This window comes from Sinorhizobium sp. BJ1 (genome assembly GCF_002531555.1).
GTDB classification, from domain to species: Bacteria; Pseudomonadota; Alphaproteobacteria; order Rhizobiales; family Rhizobiaceae; genus Sinorhizobium; species Sinorhizobium fredii_B.
In genome coordinates this window covers 356,860-373,944 of sequence record NZ_NWTH01000001.1, presented here as the reverse complement: position 1 = coordinate 373,944, position 17,085 = coordinate 356,860, and the positions used below count along the sequence as shown (strand labels likewise).

Annotated in this window: 16 protein-coding genes and 1 tRNA gene; 5 read left to right on the top strand and 12 right to left on the bottom strand. The window is 62.7% G+C overall.

All coding sequences use genetic code 11. The features are described from left to right. Nucleotides 1–10 precede the first annotated feature (10 nt). Nucleotides 11–1,210 carry an aspartate aminotransferase family protein gene (locus tag CO676_RS01835; protein ID WP_097519451.1) on the bottom strand — a complete coding sequence of 400 codons (1,200 nt, stop codon included), beginning with the start codon at nucleotides 1,208–1,210 and terminating at the stop codon, nucleotides 11–13. Between the two features lie 411 nt (nucleotides 1,211–1,621). On the opposite strand from CO676_RS01835, the gene CO676_RS01830 reads away from it, so the two are divergent. Beyond that, a complete protein-coding gene (locus CO676_RS01830) occupies nucleotides 1,622–2,140 on the top strand; it encodes a GcrA family cell cycle regulator (RefSeq protein WP_041413721.1) in 519 nt (172 codons plus the stop codon). A 133-nt stretch (nucleotides 2,141–2,273) separates the two neighbouring features. Here CO676_RS01830 and phoB read toward each other — a convergent pair whose 3' ends face one another. The 7 genes from phoB to phoR form a co-directional block, all read right to left on the bottom strand. Continuing rightward, nucleotides 2,274–2,957 carry a phosphate regulon transcriptional regulator PhoB gene (gene phoB / locus CO676_RS01825; RefSeq protein WP_012706736.1) on the bottom strand — a complete coding sequence of 228 codons (684 nt, stop codon included), beginning with the start codon at nucleotides 2,955–2,957 and terminating at the stop codon, nucleotides 2,274–2,276. 47 nt (nucleotides 2,958–3,004) lie between these two features. Beyond that, a complete protein-coding gene (gene phoU / locus CO676_RS01820; RefSeq protein ID WP_014760929.1) occupies nucleotides 3,005–3,715 on the bottom strand; it encodes a phosphate signaling complex protein PhoU in 711 nt (236 codons plus the stop codon). A gap of 56 nt (nucleotides 3,716–3,771) precedes the next feature. After that, nucleotides 3,772–4,587 carry a phosphate ABC transporter ATP-binding protein PstB gene (pstB, locus tag CO676_RS01815; RefSeq protein ID WP_014760928.1) on the bottom strand — a complete coding sequence of 272 codons (816 nt, stop codon included), beginning with the start codon at nucleotides 4,585–4,587 and terminating at the stop codon, nucleotides 3,772–3,774. A gap of 13 nt (nucleotides 4,588–4,600) precedes the next feature. Beyond that, nucleotides 4,601–5,923, bottom strand: a complete 1,323-nt coding sequence (gene pstA / locus CO676_RS01810) for a phosphate ABC transporter permease PstA (RefSeq protein WP_014760927.1) — start codon at nucleotides 5,921–5,923, stop codon at nucleotides 4,601–4,603. After that, nucleotides 5,920–7,404 carry a phosphate ABC transporter permease subunit PstC gene (pstC, locus tag CO676_RS01805; protein WP_097519450.1) on the bottom strand — a complete coding sequence of 495 codons (1,485 nt, stop codon included), beginning with the start codon at nucleotides 7,402–7,404 and terminating at the stop codon, nucleotides 5,920–5,922. Before pstC ends, pstA begins: the two co-directional genes overlap by 4 nt. Nucleotides 7,405–7,500: 96 nt before the next feature. Next, on the bottom strand, nucleotides 7,501–8,535 hold the full coding sequence (locus CO676_RS01800) for a substrate-binding domain-containing protein (protein ID WP_097519449.1): 1,035 nt from the start codon (nucleotides 8,533–8,535) through the stop codon (nucleotides 7,501–7,503). Between the two features lie 192 nt (nucleotides 8,536–8,727). Continuing rightward, nucleotides 8,728–9,987 (bottom strand): phosphate regulon sensor histidine kinase PhoR, encoded by a 1,260-nt coding sequence (phoR, locus tag CO676_RS01795; RefSeq protein ID WP_014760924.1) that lies wholly within the window; start codon nucleotides 9,985–9,987, stop codon nucleotides 8,728–8,730. A gap of 262 nt (nucleotides 9,988–10,249) precedes the next feature. On the opposite strand from phoR, the gene ppk2 reads away from it, so the two are divergent. Then, entirely contained in the window at nucleotides 10,250–11,152 is a 903-nt protein-coding gene (ppk2, locus tag CO676_RS01790) for a polyphosphate kinase 2 (protein ID WP_014760923.1), read from the top strand. A gap of 59 nt (nucleotides 11,153–11,211) precedes the next feature. On the opposite strand, the gene CO676_RS01785 is transcribed toward ppk2, so the two are convergent. Beyond that, nucleotides 11,212–12,384, bottom strand: a complete 1,173-nt coding sequence (locus tag CO676_RS01785) for a biotin transporter BioY (RefSeq protein WP_097519448.1) — start codon at nucleotides 12,382–12,384, stop codon at nucleotides 11,212–11,214. Between the two features lie 280 nt (nucleotides 12,385–12,664). Here CO676_RS01785 and CO676_RS01780 point away from each other — a divergent pair, with 280 nt between their 5' ends. The 3 genes from CO676_RS01780 (at nucleotide 12,665) to CO676_RS01770 (ending at nucleotide 14,622) form a co-directional block, all read left to right on the top strand. After that, a complete protein-coding gene (locus tag CO676_RS01780) occupies nucleotides 12,665–13,675 on the top strand; it encodes a nitronate monooxygenase family protein (RefSeq protein ID WP_097519536.1) in 1,011 nt (336 codons plus the stop codon). A gap of 75 nt (nucleotides 13,676–13,750) precedes the next feature. Continuing rightward, nucleotides 13,751–13,826: transfer RNA gene (locus CO676_RS01775), tRNA-Thr, on the top strand. Between the two features lie 592 nt (nucleotides 13,827–14,418). Continuing rightward, entirely contained in the window at nucleotides 14,419–14,622 is a 204-nt protein-coding gene (locus CO676_RS01770; protein ID WP_086017988.1) for a hypothetical protein, read from the top strand. Between the two features lie 237 nt (nucleotides 14,623–14,859). Here CO676_RS01770 and CO676_RS01760 read toward each other — a convergent pair whose 3' ends face one another. The 3 genes from CO676_RS01760 to CO676_RS01750 are packed head-to-tail and all read right to left on the bottom strand — an operon-like array spanning nucleotide 14,860 to nucleotide 17,082. Continuing rightward, complete coding sequence (locus CO676_RS01760; RefSeq protein ID WP_097519447.1) at nucleotides 14,860–15,801, bottom strand: phosphatidate cytidylyltransferase; 942 nt, start codon at nucleotides 15,799–15,801, stop codon at nucleotides 14,860–14,862. Nucleotides 15,802–15,808: 7 nt separating this feature from the next. Continuing rightward, nucleotides 15,809–16,420, bottom strand: coding sequence for a lysophospholipid acyltransferase family protein (locus tag CO676_RS01755; RefSeq protein ID WP_097519446.1), 612 nt, complete (start codon nucleotides 16,418–16,420; stop codon nucleotides 15,809–15,811). Beyond that, entirely contained in the window at nucleotides 16,417–17,082 is a 666-nt protein-coding gene (locus CO676_RS01750; RefSeq protein ID WP_097519445.1) for a CDP-alcohol phosphatidyltransferase family protein, read from the bottom strand. Before CO676_RS01750 ends, CO676_RS01755 begins: the two co-directional genes overlap by 4 nt. Between the last annotated feature and the right edge of the window lie 3 nt (nucleotides 17,083–17,085).

Here is a 17,085-nt window from a genome sequence, read left to right as displayed (position 1 = left end):
CGTCGCGATCTCAAGCCGCGGCCGTGCCGCTCTTGGCCCGGACCGTTTCGGCAGCGCGTTCAAGCCGCGCCAGCCCCTCTCGTGCCTCGGCGGCAGTGGTGATCAACGGCGGCAACAGCCGCAGCACGTTTTCGCCAGCCGGCACGGCGAGCAGCTTCTCGGCCCGGATCGCCTTCAGCACATCGGCGGACGGCACCTTGGCCTTGATGCCGAGCATCAGCCCGTCGCCGCGGATCTCCTCGATCACATCCGGGAAGCGGTCCTTCAGCGAGGCAAGCCCCTGGCGGAACACGAGCGCCACGTCCCGGACATTCTCCAGAAAGCCTTCGGCAAGGACGACGTCAAGCACCGCATTGCCGACGGCCATCGCCAGCGGATTGCCGCCATAGGTCGAGCCATGGGTGCCGGCCACCATGCCGGCAGCCGCCGCTTCGGTCGCCAGGCAGGCGCCGAGCGGGAAACCGCCGCCGATGCCCTTGGCAACGGCCATGATGTCCGGCTTGATGCCGGACCATTCATGGGCGAAGAGCTTGCCGGTGCGACCGACGCCGCACTGGACCTCATCGAGGATCAAAAGCAGGCCGAACTCGTCGCAGAGCGCACGCAGCTCCTGCATGAACTCTTTCGGGGCCAGGCGAACGCCGCCCTCGCCCTGGATCGGCTCGATCAGGATCGCCGCCGTCTCGTCGTTGATCGCGTTCTTGACGGCGGCAAGGTCGCCGAACGGTACCTGATAGAAACCGGGGGCCTTCGGGCCAAAACCCTCGATATACTTCTGCTGGCCGCCGGCCGCGATCGTCGCAATGGTACGGCCGTGGAAAGCGCCTTCGAAGGTGATGACGTGGAAGCGCTCCGGATGCCCCTTGGCGAAATGGTGGCGGCGCGCCGTCTTGATCGCGCATTCGAGCGCTTCGGCACCGGAGTTGGTGAAGAACACCCGATCGGCAAAGGTCACGGCCGTCAGCCGCCGCGCCAGGCTCTCCTGGCCGGGAATGTCGTAGAGGTTCGACACATGCCAGAGCTTCTCGGCCTGGCCCTTGAGTGCCTCGACGAGATGGGGATGGGCATGACCGAGCGAATTGACCGCGACGCCGGCTGCAAAGTCGAGATAGCGCGTGCCGTCTTCGGCGATCAGCCAGACGCCCTCGCCTCGCTCGAAACGCAACGGCGCACGCAGATAAGTGTCGTAGAGCGGCGTTGTTGCGGCCATGGTCAGCGTCTCCTTCGTCCGTCGGCATTACGGGCATATCAGCCCGATAAAAATCAAAAATGCCGCCTTTCGGCGGCGCAGGCACTATTCCCATTTCGCGGCGCCATGTCAACAAAACCAAGGCTTGCAGCCACCTCCGCGAGAGAGATTCCGCAATGCGAAAAAATCGCCCAGCAGGGCTTGCAAAAATGCAACTATCCGACAGCAAGTTGGGGAAAACCGCAAAATCGATTCGGCGCGATTCCGGCGACTCTTGCCACGGAGTCACCCTGCCGGTAGGTTAATATTCAATTACTAGACGCATGCGGCGAACCTAGTCACCAAAATAGTTATCGCGTTGCAACTCCGGGGCTTTTCCGGAGAAGGGTGATGGATTCTGCCATCCCAACGCCGAGAACGGGGAGTGCAGAGATGAACTGGACTGACGAGCGAGTGGAAAAGCTGAAGAAGCTTTGGTCGGAAGGCCTGAGCGCGAGCCAGATCGCAGCGCAGCTGGGAGGCGTCAGTCGTAACGCGGTCATCGGCAAGGTTCACCGGTTGAGCCTGCCGGGCCGCGCCAAGGCCGGCGGAACGACCGCGACGGCTCGCCCCAAGCGGACGACTTCGGCGCCGCGCGCCCCGAACTACGCTGCGCGCGCCGTGACCCGGACCGTCACCCGCACTGCCGGCGCGACCGTACTCAAGGAAGAGGTCGCCGTCGACCTGGTGGCAGAGCAGGAGCTCTCCATTGACACGAACATCATCGTGCCGATGTCGCGCCGGCTGGAGCTTACCCAGCTCACCGAGCGGACCTGCAAATGGCCGATCGGCGACCCGCTCAAGGAAGAGTTTCACTTCTGCGGCAACGACTCGCCGGAAGCCTCGCCCTATTGCAGCTACCACGCGCGTCTCGCCTATCAGCCCTCGGCCGAGCGGCGCCGCATGCGCTGACGGTTGGCGATTGGTTTAGAGCTGAAGAAAGCACGAAGGGGTCCTAAGGACCCCTTCTCTCTTCGGGAAATCGGCAGTGTGCACTGGGACGACGTGCACTGGGACGGCGTGCACTGGGACGACAGCGTAAGCCTCAGCTTTCCAGCGAATAGCCGGCGCCGCGCACGGTCCTGATCACGTCGGGCATGTTGGAGAAATTCAAGGCCTTGCGCAATCGGCCGACATGGACGTCTACGGTCCGTTCGTCGACATAGATGTCGTGCCCCCAGACGCCGTCGAGTAGCTGTGAACGGGAGAAGACGCGGCCCGGCGAGGACATCAGGAATTCGAGGAGTCGGAACTCCGTCGGACCGAGCCGCACTTCGCGGCTGCGGCGGTGCACGCGATGGGTCTCGCGGTCGAGCTCGATATCGCCGCAGCGAAGCACCGTCGAGAGTACCTCCGGCTTCGCCCGCCTGAGCATCGCCTTCACCCGGGCCATCAGTTCCGGCGTCGAGAACGGCTTGACGACGTAATCGTCGGCACCGGTCGCCAGCCCGCGCACCCGCTCGCTTTCCTCGCCGCGCGCCGTCAGCATGATGATCGGCAGGCGTTCCGTCTCCGGCCGTTGCCGGAGACGGCGGCAAAGCTCGATGCCGGAGACGCCGGGAAGCATCCAGTCAAGGATCAGAAGGTCGGGCAGGCGTTCCTGCAGGCGAATTTCCGCCTCGTCGCCGCGAAGGATCGTATCGACCTCGAAGCCCTCGGCCTCGAGATTGTAGCGCAGGAGAACGCTTAGAGCTTCCTCGTCCTCGACAACTGCTATCTTCGGCAACATTCAGCTACGACTCCTTGCCTGGATTCATAGATTCGGGACCGCCTGGCTCAGTCGGTGACGGAACCCAGCGACGATGTCGTGTCGTCCTTCGGCCTTTCGCCTACCGGCTGGGCGCCCGTCGCCATGTAGTAGATCGTCTCGGCGATGTTGGTCGCGTGGTCGCCGATGCGCTCGATGTTCTTGGCGCAGAAAAGAAGATGCGTGCAGGGCGTGATGTTGCGCGGATCTTCCATCATATAGGTCAGAAGCTCGCGGAACAGCGACGTGTAGATCGCATCGATCTCCTCGTCGCGTTCGCGGATGCTGTTTGCCTTTTCCGGCGAGCGTGAGGCGTAGACGTCGAGGACTTCCTTGAGCTGCACCAGGGCGAGTTCGGCAAGATGCTCGAGGCCGCGCGCCAGCTTGCGCGGGATGCCGGAGCCGGCAACGGCGATGACACGCTTGGCGGTGTTCTTGCCAAGGTCGCCGACGCGCTCCAGATCGGCCGCGATCCGGATCGATCCCATGATCTCGCGGAGATCCGCGGCCATGGGCTGACGCTTGGCGATGGTAACGATCGCCTTTTCACCGATCTGGCGCTCGGCGTCGTCAAGGATGGTGTCATCCGAGATGACTTTCTGGGCAAGCGCCAGGTCGGAGTTCACCAGAGCTCGGACGGAGTCCGCCACCATCTGTTCGGCGAGCCCTCCCATCTCGGAAATCCGGCGCGTGAGATATTTCAGCTCTTCATCATAGATGGAGGTGATATGGGTGGACATGATCGTCGATCCTTGCAGGCGCGGTCAGGGTTGGCGTTGGGGCACGGCTTTCGGCATCAGCCGAAGCGGCCCATGATGTAGTCCTGGGTGCGCTGGTCATCCGGATTGGTGAACATCTTGTCGGTATCGTTCTCCTCGACGAGATTGCCGAGATGGAACATCGCGGTGCGCTGCGAGACGCGGGCCGCCTGCTGCATCGAATGGGTCACGATGACGATGGTGAAATTCGCGCGCAGCTCATGAATGAGTTCTTCCACCTTGGCGGTGGCGATCGGGTCAAGGGCCGAGCAGGGCTCGTCCATGAGGATCACTTCCGGGCTGACGGCAACGGCACGGGCGATGCAGAGGCGCTGTTGCTGGCCGCCGGAAAGACCAGTTCCCGGCTCCTGCAGGCGATCCTTCACCTCATTCCACAGACCCGCCTTCTGCAGACTGGTTTCGACGACCTCGTCGAAATCGGCCTTCGAGCGGGCCAGACCATGGATGCGCGGACCGTAGGAAACGTTCTCATAGATCGACTTCGGGAACGGATTAGGCTTCTGGAAAACCATGCCGACGCGGGCGCGCAGTTCCACCACGTCGATAGACGGATCGTAGATGTCGTCCTCGTCGAGAGTGATCCGGCCGGTGACGCGGCAGTTCTCGATCGTATCGTTCATGCGGTTCAACGTGCGCAAGAAGGTCGACTTGCCGCAGCCGGACGGGCCGATCAGCGCCGTCACGGTGTTTTCGCGAATATTCAGGTTGACGTCGAAGAGCGCACGCTTCTCGCCGTAATAGACCGACACATCCTTGCCGATCATCTTGTAGGGCACTGTATTCATTTTCTGATCCAGAGCTTTTTCGACTGCAGCTTCCGACATGATGTTCATAGTCCTTACCCCACTACCAGCGGCGCTCAAAGCGGCGCCGCAAGAGAATTGCGCCCAGGTTCATGAAGACGAGGAAGATCAGAAGAATGATGATCGCCCCGGATGTGCGCTCGACAAAGGCGCGCTCCGCCTCGTTCGCCCACATGTAGATTTGCACCGGCAGCGCCGTGGACGGCTCCAGCGGCGATCCCGGAAAATCGACCACGAAGGCGACCATGCCGATCAAGAGCAGCGGCGCGGTTTCGCCGAGGGCGTGCGCAAGGCCGATTATCGTTCCGGTCAGGATGCCGGGCATGGCAAGCGGCAGCACGTGGTGGAAAATCGTCTGCATCTTCGATGCGCCGAGACCGAGCGCAGCGGAACGGATTGACGGCGGCACGGCCTTCAGGGCGGCGCGTGTGGCGATGATGATCGTCGGCAGCGTCATCAAGGTCAGGACGAAACCGCCGACGAGCGCGGCCGATCGCGGCATGCCGGCAAAGTTTATGAAGACGGCGAGTCCGAGAAGGCCATAGACGATCGAGGGCACCGCGGCAAGATTGTTGATATTGACCTCGATCAGGTCGGTGAGCCGGTTCTTCGGCGCGAATTCCTCGAGATAGATCGAGGCGGCGACGCCGATCGGCAGCGACAGGACCAGGACGATCAGCATCATGTAGAGGGAGCCGATCAGGGCGACGCCAACGCCCGCCGCTTCAGGACGGCTCGATGCGCCGAAGGCAAAGATACCCGTGTTGAAGCTCTTCTTGAGTACGCCCGCATCGGCGAGCTCGTTCATCCAGGCAACCTGCTGGTCCTTGACCTTGCGGTTGGTCTCAGCGACCGAGAGATCGATCTGGCCCTTGAAAGCGGAATCGATGTTCGCCTCGGCAAGCAGCGTCACCGGCACCGTCTTGCCGATGATCGACGGATCGGCGACGACCATGTTGCGCAATTGCGTGCGGGCGCTGGCGGAGATCATGTCGGTCGCCTGCTTGACCAGAGGCCGCTTTTTCGCGTCGAGCCCGAGTTGCTTGACGAGCGCATCGCGGACGAGCAACGGATAGTTGGCCGTCATCAACTGCTTGGCGTCGGTCGAGCGCTCGTTCTTAGGATCGATGACCTTTTCGGAAAACTCGATCGGCAGCGTGATGGTCGTCTGCAGGAATGCCGTGTAGCCATTCGAGACGACCGTCGAGACGAGGAGCGCGAGGAAGAACAGACCGAGGACGATGGCGCTGATGCCATAGGCCCGGAAACGGCGCTCGGCAGCATAGCGGCGCTTGATACCGATGTCGCGGCGGGTTTCGGCAGGACGGGTGGAGACCCTTACCGTCGGGGAAGCAAGGTCGGTCATTCGTACTGTTCCCGGTATTTGCGCACGATATAGAGCGCGTAGATGTTGAGGCAGAGCGTGATTACGAAGAGCGTGATGCCGAGCGCGAAGGCGACCAAGGTCTGGGGCGACGTAAACTCCAGGTCACCCGTCAGCTGGTGAACGATCTTCACCGTTACCGTCGTCATCGGCTCGAAAGGCGTGAGTTGCATGCGCGCCGCCACGCCCGCTGCAAGCACGACGATCATCGTCTCTCCAACCGCGCGGGATGCCGTCAGCAGCAGCGCACCGACAATGCCAGGCAGGGCGGCGGGCAGGATGACCTTCTTCACCGTCTCCGAACGCGTCGCTCCAAGACCGAGCGAGCCGTCCCGCAATGCGCGCGGAACCTGCGTGATGATATCGTCGGAGAGCGACGAGACGAATGGTATCAGCATGATGCCCATGACGATGCCGGCCGTCAGTACGCTCTGCGCCTGGATGAAGTTCTGGTAGTTGCCGGTCAGGAGGCCGTTCAGTTGCGTCGAGATATCGCGCAGGAACGGTCCGACCGTGACGAGCGCAAAGAAGCCGTAGACGATCGTCGGGATGCCGGCGAGCACTTCGAGGAGCGGCTTCGCCGTCGAACGCAGCCGCGGGCTTGCGTACTCGGCCATGTATATCGCCGCGAAAAGACCAATGGGTACTGCAAACAGCATGGCGACGAAGGCGATATAGAGCGTGCCTCCGAGAAGCGGCAGGAGGCCGAACTGGCCCGAAGCGCCGCCGCTGCCGGCTGCCGCGAAACGAGGGTCCCATACCGTGCCGAAGAAGAACTCGAAGGGCGACACCATGCTGAAGAAGCGGCCCGCCTCCGACAACATCGAAGCGACGATACCGATGGTGGTGAGAATGGCGATCGACGAGGCAACGATCAGCGAAGCGAGCATCACGCGCTCCACCTGATTGCGGGCACGGAAGCGGGTGGTGATGTTGCGGATGGCGTACACACCGCCAGCAACGGCAACGAGCAGCACGACCGCGCTCATCAGCCAGCGACTGTAGCTCCGCATGGCGTTGAATTGCTGCGCAGCCTCGATCATGTACGGCTCGCCTTCGCCTGCCAGCGCTACGCCCTTGGCGGCAAGCGTTTCGCGCAGGTTGGCCGAGCCATTTTCAAGCGCGGCGACTTCGGGGGGGTCCAGGCGGAGGAGACCGCCGGCCACCGACTTCACCTGCCCGAGCGCGAGTTGAACCGTTGCCGCGCCCTGGCTCTTTACCGTCTCGGGAAGAGACGAGCGGATACTGGAATCGATGTAAAGCGGTGAAGCGATCAGCCACGCGGCAAGCACAAGTGCCGCCGGCAATATCGCCCATATGGCGACATAGCTGCCATGGTAGCCGGGCAGGGAATGCAGGTCCGAGAATTTACCGCCGGACTGCGCGAGCGAGCGCGCACGGCCGGCAAAATAAGCAAGGAAACCAATCAAAGCTATGATCAAAAGAAGGAGCGAAGTACTCATCGGCACGTCTCCCCGGCAAAGACCGCCATGGCCACCGGCAAATCGGATGAATGCGTGCCCCGGCGCAACGCAAGGTCGCGCCGGGGTGTGTCTTGATTAGAGCATGTTGCCGGCTTCGAAAGCCTTGCGGATTTCTTCACGCTCGGCATCCGGAGCAGCAACCAGGCCGTAATCGGCGAGCGGGCTGTCTGGGCCGATCATCTGATCGTCGATGAAGAACTCGACGTATTCCTTGAGGCCCGGAACAACGCCCATATGCGCCTTCTTGACGTAGAAGAACAGCGGGCGGGAAACCGGATATTCGCCCGAGGCGATCGTTTCGGTCGAGGGAACGACGCCGTTGACGGTCGCGACCTTCAGCTTGTCGGCATTGTTTTCGTAGAACGAAAGACCGAACACGCCGATACCGCTCTTGTTGGAGGCAATACGGGCGAGCGTTTCGGTGTAGTCGCCGTCGATGTCGACAGCCATGCCGTCCTTGCGGACAGCAACGCATTTGCTGAGCTGTTCCTTCGCATCGCTGACCGCAGCCTTGATGACATCCTTGGCGCCGGCTTCCTTGCAGCCCTCAGCAAGGATCTTCTCCTCGAAGACTTCGCGCGTGCCGTGCTTTTGGCCAGGAATGAAGGCGGCGATTTCGGCGTCCGGAAGCGAAGCGTCGACTTCCGACCACTTCTTGTAGGGGTTGGCAACGAGCTTGCCGTCGACGACGACTTCAGCGGCCAGAGCCTTGTAGAGGTGTTCCGGCTTCAGGGCGAGGTCGGCATTGCCGGCATCCGTCGCGAAAACGATACCGTCATAACCGATCTTGACTTCCTGGATCTCGGTGACGCCGGCGGCCTTGCAGGCCTCGACTTCGCTGTCCTTGATCTTGCGCGAGGAGTTGGCAATGTCGATCGTGTCTTCGCCGACGCCCTTGCAGAATTCCTTCAGACCGGCGGAAGAGCCGCCGGACTCGACGACCGGGGTCTTGAAGTCCGGGAACGTCTCGCCGAAGGTCTCGGCGACGATCTTTGCGTAGGGAAGAACGGTCGAGGAGCCAGCGACCTGGATCTGGTCGCGAGCTGCTGCGGCGCCCGCGAAAGCGGCGGATGCAACCAGCGCCGCTACAGTGAGTTTAAGGACTTTCATTGATGTTCTCCCGGAATGGGCTCGTGTTGGTGCGCTAAGGATCCAGCGCTCTCTTCGCCGTCTGATCGGCCGCCCTAGTTAGCCGCCGATGGCTACAGGTTTTATGTCAATTCGATGAAACATTTATGACAGTCTATGTCATTGAAGACGCAACGAGATTCAGGTCCGCCGCAGCGTAGCACCACTTTTGTGTCAGAAGCGGACCGTGAAGACGGTGCCCTTGCCGACCTCCGATTGAATGACCAGGCGGGCACGGTGGCGGGTCAGTATATGCTTGACGATGGCAAGCCCGAGCCCAGTCCCCTTTTTCGACCGGCTCGCCTCCACATTGACCCGGTAGAAACGCTCGGTGATCCGCGGCACATGCTCGGCGGGGATGCCAGGACCGTAGTCGATGACCGCTATCTCCGCTTGGCCCCCATAGCCCGTCAGCCGCACGTCGACCTTCTTGCCTTCCTGGCCATATTTGCAGGCGTTCTCGATGAGGTTCTCGAAGACCTCGATCAGCTCGTCGCGATCGCCCTGGACGAAGACCGGCTCCTCTGGCACGTCGAGCGAGATAGTGACGTCGAGATCGCTTGCCAGCGGCGCAAGGCTGTCGCGCACATGCCCGAGCAGCGGCACCAGATCGACGGTGTCTTCCGGGGCGATGTGCGACTTCAATTCCAGCCGCGACAGAGATAGGAGATCATCGACAAGGCGGCTCATGCGGGTCACCTGCTCATGCATGATGCCGAAGAATTTCTGCTGCGCCTTCGTGTCGTTCTTCGCCGGCCCTTCCAGCGTCTCGATGAAGCCGCGCAGCGAAGCGAGCGGCGTGCGCAGCTCGTGGCTGGCATTGGCGACAAAGTCGGATCGCATCCGGTCAATGCGGCGGGTCTGCGAGATGTCGCGATAGGTCAGCAGGAAGACGCGGCCGCTGGGAACCTCGCCGCCGACATCCGCCGGAGCCACTCGGACCACATAGACCGCGTCCGAAGGCAACCGTTCCGAATGCTCGATCTGATTGATCTTGCCCGTCGCGATGGTCTCGCGCACCATGTCGAGTATACCGGGGGAGCGGACGCGCGCAGAAAGGTAGCTTTCCGGGGGAATTGTGCCGAACGCCTTCTCGGCGGCGGCATTCTGGAAAAGGACGGTTTCGTCCGCGGCGATGACGAGCACCGGCATATCGAGCGCGTTCAGCACGGGGATCAGCGGGTCCGGCCGCTTCTCCGTTACCCTCGGCACTGCCTCCGGCACCGGCTCTACCGATGGCGCACGTCGTTTGAGAAGGGCCGCCACCAGGACAATCCAGAAGGGAAGCACGGCCAGGACATGGATACCGGCAAGGGCGGCGAGGACGGCAAGCACGATGGAAAGGCCGAGAATCCCGCGCTCTGCCTTCAGCTTCGGCTTGAGGCCCTGCCAGAACACCTTCGCGCTATCCAAGACGATGCCCTCGTTGTCCAATTTGCCGCCTCCCGAACCATAAGGAACTTCACGCCCGAAGGTGGAGAGGTCCCGGCCGGAAATCGAATCAGCATTCCGGCCCACCCGCTCCGGCCACGAGGGCAGAGATAGCGGCGCTTCATGACATGATTTTCACGACATGCTTGAATCTGCAATGTAATTATGGCCTCCTCCACTGCATCCAAAGTGCTACGGCGACCCTCGTGGGTTTGAAAAGACGCACGGCGTTGTAGCGAAATCCACGTCAGCGGGAGGAAGGCATATGGCTCTCGAACAGGCACCGACAGCGGGCGCGCCGGGAAGCCGGGCGGTCGAGCTTGCGATCGGCGGCAAGACCCGGGTGTTCGATATCGACAATCCGGAACTGCAGAAATGGATCGACGACGAAGCCTTTTCCTCCGACGACTATCCTTATGAGAAGAAGCTCGGCGAGGAGGAATACGAGGAAACGCTGACGAAATTACAGATCGAGCTCGTCAAGGTGCAGTTCTGGATGCAGGCGACCGGCAAGCGCGTCATGGCCGTGTTCGAGGGGCGCGATGCGGCCGGCAAGGGCGGCGCCATCCATGCGACGACGGCCTATATGAATCCCCGTTCCGCGCGCGTCGTGGCTCTCACCAAACCCACCGAGACCGAGCGCGGGCAGTGGTATTTCCAGCGTTATGTCTCGACTTTGCCGACGGCCGGCGAATTCGTTCTCTTCGATCGGTCCTGGTACAACCGTGCCGGCGTGGAGCCGGTGATGGGCTTCTGCACGCCGGAGCAATACGAGCATTTTCTCAAGGAGACGCCGCGTTTCGAGAAGATGATCGTCAACGAGGGCATCCAGCTTTTCAAATTCTGGCTCAATATCGGCCGGGAAATGCAGTTGAAGCGGTTTCACGACCGCCGGCATGATCCGTTGAAGATCTGGAAGCTATCGCCGATGGACATTGCGGCGCTCGGGAAATGGGACGACTACACCGAGAAGCGCGACCGGATGCTGAAGGAAACGCATACGGACCATGCGCCGTGGACCGTCATCCGCGGCAATGACAAGCGCCGCGCCAGAATCAACCTGATCCGCCACATGCTGACGAAGCTTGATTACGACGGCAAGGACAAGGCGGCGATCGGCAAGGTGGACGACAAGATCATCGGCTCCGGACCCGGCTTCCTCAGGTGACCGGCTTCCTCAGGCGGATTGCAGCGTCGCACGGCACCCGAGCGCCGCGCGACACCGGATCATTGTCCCGGCAGCACGCGGATCGCGAAGAGATCCAGGCTGTTGCCGGCGCCGCTGACATCGCTGTTGATCAGCAACTTTCCGGAACCGTCCGGCGCGACATCGCCGTCGAAACTGATCTTGAACAGCATGTCGACGCGCTCGTCATGCGCAGTGAAGCGATGACGACCGCAGGCGCCGAGCGCTGCGAAATCGCATTCGACCGAGAACTCCGTCGTCTTGCCCGGAAGCGCCTGGACGCTTAATGCCAGCGTCGAGGACTTGCCCGAAAGCTCTGCGAGGACATCGGCGGGAATGTCGATCGCCACCTCGCCCTCCTTCGCGGCAGCCGCCGATGTCAGCCGAATGCGTTCGCCGCCATCGTCGTCGAACGGCTCGGCGCTGGCGCGGGCGCCCGGCTTGATGGCCGCCGCATCCGCCGAGGTAAAGACCTCGATCCAATCGCCGGAGAAGCCCTCCTGCGCGCCCAGCGTCGGCAACCCGGCCGCGGCGGGGAAGTCCTCCGTCTCCACGACCGCGGGCGGATTGGCGATGTTGGTGTCGCGCTCGGCGGGCGATTTCAACAGATCATTGGTCTGAACCCACCAGGCGCCCGCGCCGACGGCCGCGGCGAGGGTTGCGACGACCATGACCAAGGAGAGAAGACGACCGCGACGGCGCTTGCGCGGACGCTTTTCGGTGACACCCAGATCCGGCGCGCTCGAACCGGGCGTTCCCGCGTCGGTGGACTTTTCGTCGCCGGCCACCGGCGGCGAGGAAAGCCTGGGCCCGTCGCGCTCCGGGCGCAGCGCGCCGAGTACGCCGAGGCCGCCGTCGCCGGTCGATACCGGCCGCGCCTCCGCCCTGAAACCCGGCTCCTGCTGCACCGGGGCGGTCGCGGCGGCAGAGTCTCGGGCCGCCGCATCGCCTTTGCCTTTCACGTCCGCGAGGCTCACGACCGGCGAAGCGACCCGCGCCTTCAGGGCCGCGCGCTCCTCCGTCTCGATCGCGTGAATGACCGCTTCCAGCCGGTGGCGCTGCTTGGCGATGATCTCCGGATCTTCGATCTCCTGCTTCTTGAGACCGTTTTCCAGCGCCTGACGGGCCGACTGATAGATCCGCGCGCGGACTTCCGCATTGCTCCGCTCCGAGCGTTCCAGTGCATTCCTGATCGCCGTCTCGAGTCCGCTCACATCACATCCTTCTGCACACCGAAGCCCTACGCCCCCACGGGCGTACGCATGATTGGCCCGCCTCTTCCCGCTGCACGCCGTTGGTTTTATTAACGATTGGGTAACCGCTGCTTTCGGAATCTGCAAGTCCGCCGGAGCTGCCGCGGGGTCTTCCGCGGGGAAAAGACGCTTGACCCGCCGAATTGCGCAGCGAAAAACCTCTCTTTGCAAGCGCGGCCGTTGCTGCTATCTACATTGACGTTTACGCAAACGTCAAAAACCTGGGATGGAGAGAAATCTGATGCCGTTGCCGCCCATTCTTTCCGGAACGACGAGACTGCCGGTCGTCGGCGCTCCGCTTTTCATCGTCTCGCATCCCCGGCTGACGATTGCGCAATGCAAGGCGGGCGTCATCGGCGCTTTCCCGGCACTCAACGCCCGTCCGCAGGCACAGCTCGACGAATGGCTCGCCGAGATCACCGAAACACTCGCCGACCACGACGCCAAGCATCCCGACCGGCCAGCGGCGCCCTTTGCCGTCAACCAGATCGTTCACAAGTCGAACACCCGTCTTGAACAGGACCTGATGCTCTGCGTCAAATACAAGGTGCCGGTCGTCATTTCCTCGCTTGGCGCGGTCCCCGAGGTCAACGCCGCGATCCACTCCTATGGCGGCATCGTGCTTCACGACGTCATCAACAACCGCCATGCGAACTCGGCGATCCGCAAGGGCGCCGACGGGCTGATCGCCGTTGCCGCCGGCGCCGGCGGTCATGCCGGGACGCTCTCGCCCTTCGCGCTCATCCAGGAAATCCGCACCTGGTTCGACGGGGCGCTGCTTCTCTCGGGCGCGATCGCCACCGGCGACGCCATCCTCGCGGCGCAAGCGATGGGCGCCGACATGGCCTATATCGGCTCCCCCTTCATCGCCACCGAAGAGGCCCGCGCCAGCGACGCCTACAAGCAGATGATCGTCGACAGCAGCGCCGCCGATATCGTCTATTCCAACTATTTCACCGGCATCCACGGCAATTATCTCAAGGCCTCGATCCGCGCCGCCGGCATGGACCCGGATAGCCTGCCGGAGGCCGACCCGTCGAAGATGGATTTCGACCAGGCAACGGACGGGGCCAAGGCCTGGAAGGACATCTGGGGCTGCGGCCAGGGCCTCGGCGCCATTCGCGAGATTGGAACGGTCGGCCAGTTGGTCGATCGGCTGGAACGCGAATATGACGCCGCCCGAGCCCGCCTCGGGCTCGCCTTCCCGCGCGGCCTTGATGCGCCTAAGGAATTTTCAAGTTCTCGAAACTGATGGCTTGAAATCTCGGCGCTTTGCGTTTATCAGCGCCTCACATTCGTTCCGCGGCCACGCTGCGGAACCGCTAATGCCGCTTTAGCTCAGTCGGTAGAGCACATCATTCGTAATGATGGGGTCACGTGTTCGAGTCACGTAAGCGGCACCATAACTTTCAAAGACTTAGCCAAACAGCCCGTCCTCTAAACCCTCCTCAACTTTGGCTGAGTAACGTTTTGGGTAACAGATCCGGTGGCAGGAAGCCGCTGATCACTTGCTCGTGCGTAAATTGGGGATCTCGGGCGTGACGCGGAACAGTTCAGGGACACCCATCCGTCAAAAATCGCGGAGACGCCTTCACCGGCGTAGCTCGAAACCGGCGCGAGAGGAAAAGCTGATGATGCCCTTAGCCGGGCCGCATTTTCGTTCTCCCCTCATCCAAAGCGCCCGCTGATTGGACGGGCGCCGAGTCGTCTCTGGGACTCTTCGCTCCTTGGGGATTCCGCATGGGGCACACTGCGCGGAGCGATTACGGATAACGCGTTGGGGCCTCGCAAAGTTTCCGCCGAGCGTCAGTAATTCACTCGGGGCATGGGACGTTAAGACCTTGGTCTTAGGAGACTCGCGACAAAGGTCTTAGCCCAATTTTTCCAGTGATTTAGCCGCTTGTTTTACCCCTTTGGAGGGGGCTGTAGTCCTTGACTGTAACGTGTGCTGTGAGACCCTTCAATCTGTGAGGTTGTAATGAATTGGGGGCAGGCATGGCGACAACAGTTCGCGCTGAGAAGGTGGGTACACAGATGTCCGACGGCGACATCGAGTCGGCGCTTGGCGTCGCCTGCGAATTGCTTGAGATGACGCACGAGGCGATAATCCGCCTCATCATTCGCGAATGGCTGGAGGAATACGGCTTACTGCCCATACATGATCTGGACGAGGGTAGCGAGACGGAGGAGAGCGCGTAGCCTTCAGGCTCTTTCCGGTACTCGACACGAGAACACGCCGAGATGAAGCGGGCGGGCATGTGGATGCGCTGTTTCTCCCAAGGTCGACATGACAAGGCGGCGATGTCCTTCGCCATACTTCTCGAGGATTCAGCACAACGTCGCGACGGTTCGCGTCTGCCCCGGCTTTGGCACATCACTCGTAATGATGGGGTCACGTGTTCGAGTCACGTAAGCGGCACCATATTCCACCAAGCCTCACGTATAAAAATACCGCGTCAGGTGAAAAAACACCGGTGCGGCAAAACTCAGCGAATCCATGCGGTCGAGCACGCCGCCATGGCCGGAGATCATCGTGCCCCAGTCCTTCACGCCCATCGAGCGCTTGACCGCCGACAGCGCCAGGCCGCCGAGGAAGCCCATGGCGACGATGGCCAGCGCCATGGCGGCGGCCTCGAGCGGCGTGAACGGGGTTATCCACCAGAGGCCGGCCCCGGCGGCGACGGCGGAGAGGCCGCCGCCGACAAGGCCTTCGACGGTCTTAGACGGGCTGACGACGGGTGCGACCTTCGTCCGGCCGAACAGCTTGCCGGAGACGTACTGCATCACGTCGCTGAACTGCGCGACGGTGATCAGAAAGAAGAGCAGCAGGAACCCTTCGCGCGGGCGGCCGGGGATATCGAGCGTCAGCAGCGCCGGCGCGTGGCTGATGCAATAGACCGTCAGCATCAGCCCCCATTGGATGCGCGACACGCGCAGCAGGAACTGTTCCGGATCGCCCTTCAGCGCCGCTAAGCTCGGCAGCAGGAGGAAGCCATAGACGGGGATCAGGATGGTGAACAGCGCGTACCAGTCGATCCAGATCAGCCAGTATTGCAGCGGCAGCAGCACGTAGAAGGCGGCGACCAGCGGCAGGTGATCGGCGCCACGTGTCGGCGTCAGCGATATGAACTCGCGCAGCGTATAGAAGGAGGTGAGCGCGAAAAGCACCACGGTTACGCCCCGGCCGAGGCCGAAGCTGACCGCGAAGATCGCGACCATCACCCACCAAGCTTTTATGCGGGCGTTGAGATTGTCGACCGTCGCCCGGCCGTTCTCGGAGGTCACCTTGCGCGACAGCGCAAAGCCGATCACCGAGGCGACGCCGAGCAGCGCCGAGATGCCGCCGAAGAGAATGAACAGCTTGTCGCTCAAAGACATGGCGGCCTCATGCAACCGGATCCGACGCCAGCGCGCCGACGGCGGCGCGGGCGCGTTCGAGAAATGCGTCCTTCTCTTCCCCCTGCCGCCTCGAGAGCGGCGCGCCGAAGCGAACCGTGCAGCTGATCGGGACCGGCAGGAAGGTTCCCTTCGGGAAGGCGCGCGAGGGATTGTCGAGATAGGTCGGGATCAGCTCGACCTCCGGGAATTCCTGCGACAGCCAGTAGAGACCGCTCTTGAACGGCCCCGGCAGTCGCTCGGTGCCGCGCGTGCCCTCGGGAAAGAGCACGAGCGACTCGCCCTCGGCGAGCACGCCGCGCAACGGAGCGAGCGCCGCCCCGGGCGGACCTTGCGTGGCGCGGTCGACGAGCACGGCATTCAGCACTTTCAGCGCGATGTGGCGGCGAACCCTGCCCTTGCCCCAATAGTCCGAGGCGGCGATCGGATGGGTTGAGCCGCGCAGCAGCCGCGGCAAGGCCGACCAGATCAGCAGCGTGTCGAGATGGCTGGCGTGATTGGCGAAATAGATGCGCTGGCGCGTATCCGGCGACGCACCGATCCAGTGTGCCTGCCCGCCGACGAGAAACCGTGTGAGGCCAATCAGCGCGAGATCGATCACGGCTTTGCGGCTCCCGGGATGCGGGAAACGATTGCCCTCGTGCGGGTCCAGCAGGTGAAGAGCGCCCCGGCGAGGATGGTCCATCCAGTGGCGTAGAGCACGAAGCGCTCCATCGTCAGCCAGGCTTCGCCGAGCGCCAGGACTGAAGCAAGGCTCATCAGCGCCATGCGGTGCTGCTTGGCCATGGGACCGCGAAAGTCCTGGGCCTGGCCGAGCGAGCCGCCGAAGACACGCACATAGGCGGTCAGGGCCGCGGCAAGCGCGCCCGCCCAGCCGAGCCAGCCGGCGCCGGCGGCGTAGCCGAGCGCCACGATTAAAAGCGTGTCGGCGACGCGATCGGGAAACTCGTTGTAGAGCGCGCCGACCGGCGAGCCGCGGCCGCCCTCGACCGCCACCATGCCATCAAGCAGATTGCAGAGAAGCCGCAACTGGATGCCGGCGACGGCTGCGAGATAAAGCATGGGCCAGCGCGTCGCAAAGAAGAGAGCAGCGGCGCCGATCGCGGCGAAGCCGACGCTCAGCACCGAAATTGCATTCGGCGTGATCGGCGTCTTGAGGAGCAGCGCCGTCAAGCGACGCGCGAAGCCGGTGTCGCGCGCCGCGATGGGACGCCGATCCGCGCCCGGCCTGCCGGGCTCTCCGCCATCCGGAGCGACATTCATCTT